General features: G+C 57.1%; 8 protein-coding genes. 1 reads left to right on the top strand and 7 read right to left on the bottom strand.

Annotated elements, in window-relative coordinates; genetic code table 11:
• Window positions 1-35: 35 nt before the first annotated feature.
• The 5 genes from HF675_RS06735 to acrD all read right to left on the bottom strand — a co-directional run bounded on the left by HF675_RS06735 (window position 36) and on the right by acrD (window position 9,731).
• Window positions 36-1,253, bottom strand: a complete 1,218-nt coding sequence (locus tag HF675_RS06735) for a DUF3396 domain-containing protein (RefSeq protein WP_187044703.1) — start codon at window positions 1,251-1,253, stop codon at window positions 36-38.
• Between the two features lie 61 nt (window positions 1,254-1,314).
• Window positions 1,315-2,541, bottom strand: coding sequence for a DUF3396 domain-containing protein (locus HF675_RS06740; RefSeq protein WP_187044704.1), 1,227 nt, complete (start codon window positions 2,539-2,541; stop codon window positions 1,315-1,317).
• 9 nt (window positions 2,542-2,550) lie between these two features.
• Complete coding sequence (locus HF675_RS06745; RefSeq protein WP_187044298.1) at window positions 2,551-3,834, bottom strand: VRR-NUC domain-containing protein; 1,284 nt, start codon at window positions 3,832-3,834, stop codon at window positions 2,551-2,553.
• Complete coding sequence (locus HF675_RS06750) at window positions 3,831-6,323, bottom strand: type VI secretion system Vgr family protein (protein WP_187044299.1); 2,493 nt, start codon at window positions 6,321-6,323, stop codon at window positions 3,831-3,833. Before HF675_RS06750 ends, HF675_RS06745 begins: the two co-directional genes overlap by 4 nt.
• Before the next feature lie 273 nt (window positions 6,324-6,596).
• Entirely contained in the window at window positions 6,597-9,731 is a 3,135-nt protein-coding gene (gene acrD, locus HF675_RS06755) for a multidrug efflux RND transporter permease AcrD (protein ID WP_187044300.1), read from the bottom strand.
• 228 nt (window positions 9,732-9,959) lie between these two features.
• On the opposite strand from acrD, the gene HF675_RS06760 reads away from it, so the two are divergent.
• The gene (locus HF675_RS06760; protein WP_187044301.1) at window positions 9,960-10,238 is read left to right on the top strand and encodes a helix-turn-helix domain-containing protein; all 279 of its coding nucleotides are present in this window, start codon (window positions 9,960-9,962) and stop codon (window positions 10,236-10,238) included.
• 19 nt (window positions 10,239-10,257) lie between these two features.
• Here the strand turns inward: HF675_RS06760 and narL are convergent, their stop codons facing one another.
• Together narL and narQ are read right to left on the bottom strand one after the other, a co-directional pair.
• A complete protein-coding gene (gene narL, locus HF675_RS06765; protein ID WP_105232088.1) occupies window positions 10,258-10,890 on the bottom strand; it encodes a two-component system response regulator NarL in 633 nt (210 codons plus the stop codon).
• Between the two features lie 120 nt (window positions 10,891-11,010).
• Window positions 11,011-12,693 carry a nitrate/nitrite two-component system sensor histidine kinase NarQ gene (gene narQ, locus HF675_RS06770; RefSeq protein ID WP_187044302.1) on the bottom strand — a complete coding sequence of 561 codons (1,683 nt, stop codon included), beginning with the start codon at window positions 12,691-12,693 and terminating at the stop codon, window positions 11,011-11,013.
• Between the last annotated feature and the right edge of the window lie 254 nt (window positions 12,694-12,947).

Raw genomic sequence — 12,947 nt, forward strand, 5'->3', positions numbered from 1 at the left:
TGCCGACCACACCGGCAAGCCATTTATGACGGGCCTTATTCCGATCTTATAGCGAAGACGTCTCCGCCATCATCGCGCTCCAACAGCGACCAGCAGGCGCGGTGTTTATTGCCATGCTTGTCTTCAAAATCAGGCATAACCTGTGCGACCCGGATTTGAGCGTACTGTATAGTACCGTTGACAATGGTCGCCCAGCGTCCGGCAAACGGAGCAACCACGCCGCTCCAGCAGGTGATACGCACCGGCTCAAATGATTTGCCTTCATCTTCCTTATCCAGCTCCGCACTAGCCGCATCGAAGCGTCTATACCACTTCATTGTTGATTCTTTATCAAACTGAAAGTTATTGTGCTCTGAGTAGAAATGCAGCGAGCGTGAGCCATTAAAACGCACTGGTTTGATCGTTTGGTTTACTTTTACCAGTAATGGCGGCAGTTCTTCAGTTTTCGTTTCGCCCAGCGCTGGCGGTAGTGCTCCGGCCTTGAGGATAATGCCGCTGTTATAGGGCAGCAGCTCTATTTCTGGCGTTTTCGCCAGACGGTGAGCCAGTGTCTTCACACCACCGAGTTTTTCCAGCCATGGATTACCCAGAATGGTATACCAGCAGGCTCCTTTCAGGCTGATAGCTGCTCCAGTCCCTTCAAGAGTGCCAATAGAGTCCACCATTACGCCAGGAAAGCGCTGAGCCAGTGCATATTCATAGGGGAACATACGCTCAAACGCGTAAGGCAGAATAAAGGACAATCCGGCATAACCACTTTCAACGTTGAAGGTATTACAAAGCCACATCAGCCAGGACTGATAATGTTCCTTGCCATCAGGCTCTTTCAGTAGTGATAACGGGAATGCCAGTTTAATCACTGAGCGATCATTATCATTATGGAAAATCCGTTTACCCATGATAAGTATTTCATACTCAGGTGCGTGATAATCAGTTTCAACACTCCCTAAGTACCAGGAAAAAATCTCTTCAGGAGATGAGTCCAGGATCATCTGTCGTTTTTTTTGATAGTTTTTTTCGGTGATTCCAACCCATTTAGGGGTCAGAGTTTTCTTCAGGTATGGCTTAAATTCCTCGTAGTAACGATCCACACACCCCACCATCTTACGGCGGACTTCGGGAGTATGGCCGTCTTTAAAAAACACGGTGATAATCAGGCCGAGATTAACTGCCGGGCTGCCATCCTGGTACTTCACTGAGGTTTCCGGCAACCATTTCTCGATATAATTCAGCTCAAAATCCTTCAGTTCCATCATTATTCCTTATTGCGTTGCCAGCGTGCCGACCACACCGGCAAGCCATTTATGACGGGCCTTATTCCGATCTTATAACGAAGACGTCTCCGCCATCATCGCGCTCCAGCAGCGACCAGCAGGCGCGGTGTTTATTGCCATGTTTGTCTTCAAAATCAGGCATAACCTGCGCGACCCGGATTTGAGCGTACTGTATAGTACCGTTGACAATGGTCGCCCAGCGTCCGGCAAACGGAGCAACCACGCCGCTCCAGCAGGTGATACGCACCGGCTCAAATGATTTGCCTTCATCCTCCTTCTCCTTATCCAGTTCCGCACTGGCTTTATCGAAGCGGGCAAACCACGCCATGGAGGACTCTTGCTCAAACTGGAAATTTTCATGTTCGGAGTAAAAATGCAGTCCGTTATGACCGTCCTGCCGGATGGGTTTAATCAACTGGTTTACTTTTACCAGCAACGGCGGTAGGGCTTCGGTTTTTGTTTCACCCAGCGCTGGCGGCAGTGCTCCGGCCTTGAGGATAATGCCGTTGTTATAGGGCAGCAGCTCTATTTCTGGCGTTTTCGCCAGACGGTGAGCCAGTGTCTTCACACCACCGATTTTTTCCAGCCATGGATTACCCAGAATGGTATACCAGCAGGCTCCTTTTACACCTTCCAGGGCCTCACCACCTTCCAGTGTTCCCAGAGAGTCCACCATTACGCCAGGAAAGCGCAGGGCCAGTGCATATTCATAGGGAAACATCTTTTCACGGGCATAAGGTAGAACGAAAGATAGACCTGCATAACCACTTTCAACCGAAAAGGTATCGCACAGCCACATCAGCCAGGATTGATAGCGTTCCTTGCCATCAGGCTCTTTCAGCAGTGACAGCGGAAAGGTTAGTTTGATTACCGAGCGATCATTATCGTTATGAAAAATTCGCGTATTCATCACTAACACGCTGTAGTCCGATGCCTGATAATCCTTCTCTGCTCCCCCCAGATACCAAGACGCAGTTTCTTCTTCTGTTAGCTCCAAAAGTTGTTGCCGCTTTTTCTGATAGTTATTTTCTGTAATCCCGACCCATTTTTTTCCATATACCGTTTTCTTCAGGTGCAGTTTAAATTCACCGTAGAAGCGATCCACACATTCCACCATCTTACGAAGAACTTCTGGGGTATGGCCGTCTTTAAAAAACACGGTGATAATCAGCCCAAGGTTAACGGCCGGGCTGCCATCCTGGTACTTCACCGAGGCTTCCGGCAACCACTGCTCGATATAATTCAGCTCAAAATCCTTCAGTTCCATCATTATTCCTTATTGCGTTGCCAGTGTGCCGACCGCTCCGGCGCCCAGTACTGCCGCCAGAGTTTCCCACGCAGCGATCGCCAGACGGACAATCAGCAAAAATGCCGCCAGCAGGGCTTCCGGGATGCCCAGCGTCACCACCAGCCCCCCCACGCCGACAGCGACCAGCACCACACCGACAGTAATCGCCACATCCGTCAGTACCTGTACCCAGTCGACCTGTTTTAACATCTCCAGCGTTATATCAGTCGCTTGCTGTATCGCCGACCATGCCGCTCTGAGCTGTTCGTCCGTCCACGATGCCACGCGCAGTCCTGTACCGCTGACCCACTGCCATACCTGGCTCCCCTGATAATAGACCCATTCACCTTTGTCATTCAGCCAGCCGGCAACCTGGCTCAGCGTCTGTTGCATCTCGTCTGACAGGGCATTCCAGCCTGCGGCGACGTTGTTAACGATCCCTTCACTGAGGTCGGCAACGGTTTTCCCAATATAGCTCCACGGTTCTATCTTCGCCGGAGTGGGGAGAGCCGGAGGCCGGGGAGTAAAGATCGGTGGGTAGAGGAACAGCGGCCAGTATTTCGCCCCGTTGGTCTGCCAGGCTTTCATCGTCACGTTGACCACCTGGTCAACCCACTGCTGTTCCTCAGGACGACAGTCGTGGATCTCCAGAATGGTCATACGCTCGCGATTTCTGCCCACAATTTTCATGTAATCTCCGTATTGCTCCTCGTCCAGACTATCCCCCGGAAACTTGACCTCAACCAGCCGTTCCAGATTATCCACATGCATCTGGCCTTCTGCATCCGGCCCTGCCAGCCCCGGCCAGCGGTCGTATTTGTTCTTCACGATAATGATATCGGGGCGACGGTAGATGCCCTTGCCCGGCACCGGAAAGGGGTTGGTGGTATGCCGTCTTCCGGGGCCTTCTGCAAGTAACGTACTGCTGAGGAACGGGCGTGGTGGTATGGTCCGCATATCGAACGGCACTTCGGCCTTATACCACCACTGATAATTATGGGCGATTTCATCCAGCCGGATAAGCCCGCTCAGCATCAGTTGCTTGAGGCTCATCTGATAGCTTCTGCCGTCGCGGCGAATTTCAGCGGATAAGCGAGGAAAACGCATGGCGTATTCCACTTTGATGTGCAGATACTGACGGTTATCCGGGGTCGGCAGTCGGGACTGCTTCTCGGTCATTTCAACGCCGGTTGTCGTGCAGTCCCAGACCTTATTGTTCGTCCCGGTGGGGATATCCGCTGTCGGGGGGGCGGGTAAATCGGGCATGGTCATGACATCTTCTCCCTGAGTTCGGTTGCCAGTTGCTGATTGTCCTCATCACCGATAAACCACATGGTTTCTTTCGGTGCCGGCTTGCTCTGCACAATATGCAGCTCCACGTCTTCCTGTTCCGGGGTATAAACCGGCACGGTCCAGCCCTCATCGTCACTGTAGCCTGTTGCGAGCTGCCCGGACGCTGTTTTCAGGTGGTAAGGTACCCCTGCCAGAATATTGCCCTGTTCATCACGGAGCTGGTAAACGGCGGAATAAATATGCGAAGTGCCCATCAGCGGAAATGATACGGGCATTGCCGTTGGCCTTGTAAGGTGAGTCCGCTTTATTTTCCGCGTATAGGTCGTATCCGTGCCGTACTCTATCTTCCCGCCTTCGATTTTCAGGTAGCTGCCGCCGCCAATTAAGGTCACTTTCTTCTTGCCCGCAAACAGCATGTCACTGGCCGATATCAGACTCAGTCTTTGCTCTGCGCTGATGTGCATTGCGCCGTTCTGCGCCTGGATTTGCAGCGGACCTTCGCTGGCGTTCAGCGTCAGTGAACCCGTGCGTGCGAACAGGCCGACACTTTCGCCGGCCAGTATGGCGGTGTTGCCCTGCGACCCGCTGCTGAAATCCCCCGCAGCGTTCATCGCCACATTGTTACCGGCGGTCAGCTGCATATGTTCGCCACTGGTGAACGCCACGCCCTGCGGGCCGTGGAAATGGATCATCGCGTTCAGCGGTTGCAGGCGCTGGTCGAACATCGCTATCTGGCTGGCGATATCCGCCTCCAGCGCCTGTGCCTGTTCGGCGGCGGCCGCCAGCGCTTGCAGCTGCTGCCGGCAGAGTGTAATTTCATTAAGGGCCGTTGCCATATCCAGCACTTCACCTGCCGCTTTTTGCTGCCCGTCGGCGGTGATAAACAATCCTTTTGCTACGCGGATTACACCGTATTCATCGGTTCTGAGTTCAAAGCCGGAGCCGCGCTGTGTGTTCTGCCGATCAACGATATGTCCCTGATTGAGCTGCGTGCTGCCAAATGGCGTGCTCAGTGCGATGTGCTCCTGCCCGCGCTGGTCTTCCATCCGCAGTTCGTTGTCTGCCGCCGTGCGCAGGATGTTCTGGCTGCGGTTCTCGCGGGTGACGATGTCCTGGTGGGCTGAGTCGTGGAACGCGTGGGCGATATACGGGCGGTCGATATCGCCGTCGTCATAGGCAATACCGACTTCGGTACCGTCAATCAGTGGCGTGTGCCAGCCGTAACTCTCGCCGGAATAGGGCTTGGCCTGACGGATCCACAGGTAGTTGTAGCCCGGTTCGGCATCCTCATGGCTGAAGTCCAGCTTCACCCGGTAACGGCCGACGTTGTCCAGATGGGCGTAAGTGTCGCCTTGCTCCCGGCTTTCAATCCGCGCTGGCAGCGTGCCGTGAATGACCGGGCGGGGGATTTCAGTAGGGCGAAAGCAGAACCGTTCGCTGTAAGGCATCCCCCAGACCGAAATATGCAGGCGTGAATCGCGGGAGGCCCAGAAAGAAGTGAAGGTAATGAGTACCCCGTCACTGAGGGCGTGAATTGTGCTGCCTGAGGTTTCCAGTACCTGACCCGGTGTCAGGCCGCAGGCGTTGCTGAACAGATGCAGGCGGACAGATTGATTCAGTTCACGCTCATGGTGAAGTCGGGCATAAAAAGCCCCGCTTTCGGTTTCCGGCTCGCTGTCATCGCCAACTGCCAGAAACGGGCCGCCATAGCGGTAATGTTCCCCGGTAGTGACGGCCTCGTTGCGGACTACCACAGTCGAATCCATTGGCGTAGCCGCCGCGCGGTAGTTGTAATCGCGGGTGCGGACCAACCCGGCCACCGTGTGGTGCCAGGTGCGCAGACCCCAGACAGATTCGGCGGCACCGTCATACAACGCAGACGGCTCTTGGTACGGCAGATGTTCTCCAAACTGGTAGAACTGCTGGCTGTCGGCCAAGGTCACGGTATCCAGCCCGGTAATCTCACTCACTCCGCAGTGATACCAGATCCCCACCTCTGCCAGCAGGCGTTGGATAAATTCGAGATCGGTTTCCCGCCACTGCGTTATCAGCTCCCGCTGAGGGTAGCTTTGTTCAAGCCTGAAATTGAAATCCGCCCCCTCCAACCCGTGGGCCCGCAGTATTCGCTCCACAAGTTCCGGCACGCTGGTATTCAGATATACGGCACAGCGCCGGGTCAGGTTCAGCAGGAAAAGGCGAGAAGAGAGCGTCACCGCGTAGTGCGACTGGTCAGGGCTGGTCCCCAGCCACTCAAAACGGGTGATAACACCATGCACGCTCTTACCGGCGCGCATCAACAGACTGGCGTACTTCAGCAGCACGTCACTGCCTGTCACGTCTTGCCGGGTGGTGAACTCAATACGCCAGGAGAAGGGGCGGCTTAGTGCTTCAGTACCACGAAAACGCAGTACATCGGGACTTACCGGGCTGTTGTTGATTGTCAGAGAATAGGGAGAGACTGGTTCCATCAGATCAATCCTGAATATAATCAATAGGCTGAGATTGTCTGTTGATTAACCATGTAAATCAAGTGGAATAGTGGTGTTTCGCTCTTTTGCGGGGGGGCTTGCCCTAAGGGTCAGAAGGGAAGAGATCGACGGTGGTAGTACTGCGGCAATGCGGCATGGCATCGAAAGATAGTTCGCCATTCGTGTTACGACGGGAACAGACATCATGGATGTTGCTCCGTATGCATACAGGAAAACAAAACGGCAGCGAAAACCGCTGCCGTTTTTTAAGAATTAGCCGTCGCTATGCTCCGCCGGCGGCAGGATTTTTTGCCGGCCGGGGAAGCGGCGGCGTACCAGCACGAAGAACAGCGGCACAAAGTAAATCGCCAGCAGGGTGGCGGAGATCATCCCGCCCATTACCCCGGTGCCGACCGCATGCTGGCTGCTGGAGCCGGCGCCCTGGCTGGTGGCCATCGGCAGCACGCCGAAGATAAAGGCCAGCGAGGTCATCAGAATCGGACGCAGGCGCATGCGCGCGGCCTCCAGCGTGGCGGCGGTCAGCTCTTTGCCCTGCTGATGCAGCTCATTGGCGAATTCGACAATCAGAATCGCGTTCTTGGCGGACAGCCCGATAATCGTCAGCAGACCGACCTGGAAATAAACGTCGTTCTCCAGCCCGCGCAGCCAGGTGGCGGCCACGGCGCCAATCACTCCCAGCGGCACCACCAGCATCACGGAGAACGGAATCGACCAGCTTTCATACAGCGCCGCCAGACACAGGAACACCACCAGCAGCGAGATGGCGTACAGCGCCGGCGCCTGCGCGCCGGACAGGCGTTCCTGATAGGACATGGCGGTCCATTCCAGGCCGAAGCCGTTCGGCAGCTGTTTGACCAGCCGCTCCATTTCATCCATCGCGGTGCCGCTGCTGATGCCGTCGGCGGCTTCGCCGACGATTTCTACCGACGCGCTGCCGTTATAGCGTTCCAGGCGCGGCGAGCCGTATTCCCAGCGGCTGGTGGCGAAGGCCGAGAAGGGCACCATGCCGCCGCTGCTGTTGCGGACATACCATTTGTTGATGTCTTCCGGCAGCATGCGGAATTTCGCAGCGGCCTGCACATACACTCTTTTCACCCGGCCGCGGTCAACGAAGTCATTGACGTAGGTGGAGCCCCAGGCGGTGGAGAGCGTATTATTGATATCATCTACGTTAACCCCCAGCGCCTGCGCCTTACGCTGGTCGATGTCAATCTGCAACTGCGGGCTGTCGTCCAGGCCGTTGTGACGCACGCGCGACAGCAGCGGGCTTTCCGCCGTCAGCTGCAGCAGCTGGTCGCGGGCGGCCATCAGCTTGACGTGCCCGAGGCCGCCGTGATCTTCCAGCTGCATATCAAAGCCGGATGAGCTGCCCATGCCGCTAATAGCCGGCGGACTGCTGGCGATCACCCGCGCTTCTTTGATGTTTTTGAAGGCTTCGCCGGCGCGGGCGATGATATCGAAGGCCGATTCGCCGGCGCCGCGCTGCTCCCAGTCTTTCAGGCGCACAAACAGCCGCGCCACGTTCTGGCCGTTGCCGCCGGGACCGGCGCCGATGATGGCGAACACCGACAGCACGTCGTTTTTCTCCGCCGTCAGCAGATAGTTTTCCACTTTCTCCACCACTTTGCTGGTTTGTTGCTGGGTAGAGCCGGTCGGCAGCTGAACCTGCACGGTGAAGACGCCACGGTCCTCCAGCGGCAGGAAGGAGGTCGGCAGTTTGATAAACAGCAGCGCCAGGCCGCCAAGCAGCAGCAGATAAATCAGCAGGTAACGCACGCCGTGATGCAGCACGCGCGCCACGCCGCGCTCATAGCGCATCGTGTTGCGGTTGAACATGCGGTTGAACCAGCCGAAGAAACCGCGTTTGCCATGATGATGCCCTTTGGCGATCGGTTTGAGCATCGTGGCGCACAGCGCCGGGGTCAGAATCATCGCCACCAGCACCGACAGCACCATGGAAGAGACGATGGTGATGGAGAACTGGCGGTAGATGGCGCCGGTGGTGCCGCCGAAGAACGCCATCGGGATAAATACCGCCGACAGCACCAGCGCAATGCCGACCAGCGCACTCTGGATCTGCCCCATCGATTTGCGCGTGGCCTCGCGCGGCGGCAGGCCTTCTTCGCTCATCACGCGCTCGACGTTCTCCACCACCACGATGGCGTCATCCACCAGCAGGCCGATCGCCAGCACCATGGCGAACATGGTGAGGGTATTGATGCTGAAGCCGAAGGCGGAGAGGATGGCAAAGGTGCCGAGCAGCACCACCGGCACGGCGATGGTCGGGATCAGCGTCGCGCGGAAGTTCTGCATAAACAGATACATCACCAGGAACACCAGCAGTACCGCTTCCAGCAGGGTTTTCACCACGTCTTTGATCGAGGCTTTGACGAACGGAGTGGTTTCGTAGGCGACCTTGGCCTCCAGCCCGCGCGGGAAATACTGCGACAGTTCGTCGATTTTGGCTTTTACCAGCTCGTCGGTTTGCAGTTCGTTGGCGCCGGAGGCGAGCTTGATATTCATCCCTGCCGCCGGCATGCCGTTGTAGCGGCTGAGGTAGTCGTAGTTTTCGCCGCCTAACTCAATGGTGGCGACGTTGCCGAGGGTGACCAGCGAACCGTCCTGATTGACGCGCAGGGTGATATCGCGGAACTGCTGCGGCGTCTGCAACTGCGACTGGGCGTTGATGGTGGCGTTCAGCGCCTGCTTATCGACCGACGGCGTGCCGCCGACCTGGCCGACGGCCACCTGGGCATTCTGTGATTGGATGGCGTTGACCACGTCGGTGGTGGTCAGGGCGTAGCTGTTAAGCTTGTCGGGATCGAGCCAGATACGCATGGCGTACTGCGAGCCGTACACGTCCATACTGCCGACGCCGTTGATGCGGCTGAGCGGATCCTGCAGGTTGGAGACGATATAGTCGGCGATGTCCTGTTTATCCATACTGCCGTCGGTGGAGACGAAGGCCACCATCATCAGCGTGGTGTCGCCGGATTTGGAGACCGTCACCCCCTGCTGCTGCACCGCCTGCGGCAGCCGCTTGACCGCGGTCTGCAGCTGGTTCTGCACCTGCTGCATCGCCTCGTTGGGGTCGGTGCCGGCCTCAAAGGTCAGGGTTACCGTGGCGCGCCCGGTGTTGGTGCTCTGCGACGACATATACATCATATTGTCGAGGCCGGTCATATTCTGTTCGATAATCTGCGTGACGGTATTTTCCAGCGTCTGGGCGGAGGCGCCGGGGTAATTCGCACTGATGCGCACGTTAGGCGGCGCCAGGTTAGGGTACTGTTCCACCGGCAATGAATAAATCGCCAAGGCGCCCGTGAGGCAAAGAATAATTGCCAGCACCCAGGCGAAAATCGGGCGATCAATAAAAAAATTGGCCATGCAGCGCGAACCTCGTTATGACTTGTTCTATCTTTATTACGCACCAACGTTGCGTTTTTCAGAGCCCGGGAAGGATCCCGAGGCTATTGCACTTTACTCGGGATGGGCAGGGAAAGCGTGGAGAAAAAAAGGAGATAGTGTAAAAAACGGTAGTTAGCACGTTCCGCATCAGAACGCAGACTGTTTGAGGCCGGATGCGGAAAAATTCCCCCGACGCTGGAGCAAACCATGGAATTAAACCCGGTATTCGCCCGCCGCTTGTATTTATGCTGGCTGATTAGCCACAGCGAACGTCCCAATGTTCCCAAACTGATGGAACTGACCGGCTGGCCGCGCCGCACGCTGCAGGATGTGCTGAAAGCCTTGCCCGGGCTGGGCGTGGAGCTGCAGTTTGTGCAGCAGGGCGTACGCAATAACGATGGTTATTATCAGCTGGAAAGCTGGGGACCGTTGAATAAAAGCTGGGTTCATCAGCACCATCAGGCCCTGCTTGACGCTATCGCCTGATGGGCTGCGGCCCGCAGAGTTACTGGCTTTTGTGTTCCAGATACATCACCGTGGCGGCGACGCGCGAGCGGACATCCAGCTTGCGCAGCATATTGCGGATATGCACCTTCACCGTTTCTTCGGAAATATGCAGCTGCGCGGCGACCTCTTTGTTTGACATGCCGCGCGCCACTTCCTGCAGTACGTCCAGCTCGCGCTCGGTCAGTTCGGCGAAAGGATCGTGCTGCTCGCTGCGGGAGGCGAGGTAGCCGGCGATCGCTTCGCTGATCACATTGTTGCCTTCCGCCGCCGCGCGGATATCTTCCAGCAGCTGTTCCGGCTCGCTGTCTTTGAGCAGATAGCCGTCCGCGCCTGCGTCGATCAGGGCGTACACGTCGCTGCGCGCGTCCGAGACGGTCAGCACCACGATGCGCGCATCGACGCCGTCGTCACGCAGCGCCTTCAGCGTATCCAGCCCGGAAAGCCCCTTCATGTTTAAGTCCAGCAGAATGATATCCGGCTGTTTCTGTGCCGCCAGCGCAATGGCCTCGTTGCCATTACTGGCTTCGGCGATGGTGCTGAACTGCGGATCCAGCCCCAGCAGCTGTTTGATGCCGCGCCGCATCAGCGGATGGTCATCGACGATCATTACCTTATAATTTTGCATCACCATGAAATGGCTCCCTGTCAGGTATCAAGCCGAGCCACTATGAGTATCGGCACGATGGGGCTGAATCTTATAAAAATAGAAGTTTTTGGCGCCTGGTGCGCCGTTTTACCGTCAGGCGGTTAATTATGCCGGAAAAGACAAGCTGACTTCCGTACCGCTCTGTTGACCACGGGCAATGCGTAATGTTCCGCCAAGGCGGGCGGCGCGTTCATTCATTATATTCAGCCCGTAATGGCCTTCCGGCTCATTCAGGCTGGCAATGCCGCAGCCGTTGTCGGTAATGGTGATTTGGTTATCGCCGCCTGCGGTTTTGCCGCAGCGAATGACGATATCCTGCGCGTTGGCGTGTTTGATCGCGTTGAGCACCGCTTCGCGCACGATCTGCAGCGCGTGCACCTGCTGCTGCGCATTTAACGCCTGCGAAGGCAGCTCACAGTGTAACTGAATCCGCGCCTGGGTTAGAACTTTTAATGGCGCCAGCAGCTGCTGCAGCGCGGTGTTCAGGTCGGCGTCCTGAATGCTCAGACGGAACGTGGCCAGCAGTTCGCGCAGCTGACGGTTGGCGTCGGCCAGCGCCCGATCGAAGTCGTCGATAATCGTCTGCGTCTGCGGCGGGCTGTCGGCCAGCGTGCGTTTCAGCAGCGTCATCTGAATGCGCAAAAATGCCAGCGCCTGCGCCAGCGAGTCGTGCAGCTCGCGGGCGATGGTGGCGCGCTCCTCCATCAGCAAAAACTGCATATGCTGCTTTTGCGTACGGTTGAAGTAGAGGCCGCGGCCCAGCATGTTCGCCACGCTTTGCATCAGGTGCGGGTTGGCCGCCTGCTGCCGGGCCTGCCAGCAGAGCTGGCCCAGCGAATGCTGTTCCTGCATGATGGTCAGCCGCTGCCACTCGGCGCCTTCCTGCGGGCTGCCGCTGCACAGCTGCCAGCGATGCTGTCCGTCCTGCACGCCAAGCTGCAGGCACTGCAGCTGTTCGCTCTGGCGCACGATATGCAGCACCTTTTCAAAGGCGTGGCGATCGATTTGCCCGCTGCTCAGCGCCTGCGAACAGCTATACATGACCTCCAGCGTTTTATTGGCCTGTTGCAGGCGCTCGGTTTTCTCCTGCACCTTGTGCTCCAGCGAGTGATACAGGCGCGAAAGTTCGCCGGACATGGCGGTGAAGGCCTGCGACAGCACGCCCAGTTCGTTCGGCAGCGTAACGTCCAGCGGCGTGTGGTTGAAGTCGCGGCGCTGGATCTGTTGGCTGGCGTCCACCAACTGCCTGAGCGGCGCCACCACCTGCTTGCGCATCAGGCGGATACAGAACAGCACCAGCGCGATAATCACGACGTAGCCGAGCACGCTGAAGGCGGCGACGATTGCCAGTTTGATCTCCGAATAGCGCTGCAGCGCCAGCACAAAATGGTCGATCTGGTTGACGTAACTGACCACGCTGGCCTGATACGCCTGCGCGCGGCCGGAGCGGATATGCTGTTCCAGCGGCTGCCAGGCCTGCTGCAGCGCCCGGTATTTGTCGCGCACGTCGGCCGGCACATAGAAACGGCTGAGCTTTTGCAGCGCCGGCGCCTGCAGCGATTGGCGGTAGTGGCGCAGGTGCTGCGGCAGCGCCGCGTTATTTTGCGTCAGGTCATACGCCAGACGGTAGCTCTGCATACGCAGCGAACCGGCGATATTCACCGCTTCGGCGTCGCGCAGGCTGTCGGCGACGGTGGTCAGCGCTAGGCCGGTGGACAGCACCGACAGGGCGACGATGGCGATCAGGGCCTTGGCCAGGCTGCGGGTGACGGAGCGTTTAACAAGCAAACACGGATCCTTTTCGGCTAAGCGCAGTGGGGGTTATTGAAGTAGATATATTTTATTTATATTAAAGCCTATGTATTGGCCTAGTCGATAAAAAGCCCCGGATTGCCGGATTGTTCCCCATGGCCAGATGCGTTTTCGCTTTTATCAGGGACTGCAGACATCAGCGCCACCCCTTCGGTATTAACAAACGCGCATACGCTAACAGCCCGCCAGGCGGTTGATAAACAATATTCCGCACTTATTTGACCTGGCGC

Source organism: Serratia sp. JUb9, from assembly GCF_014298095.1.
In the GTDB taxonomy this organism is placed as follows: Bacteria; Pseudomonadota; Gammaproteobacteria; order Enterobacterales; family Enterobacteriaceae; genus Serratia_B; species Serratia_B rhizosphaerae.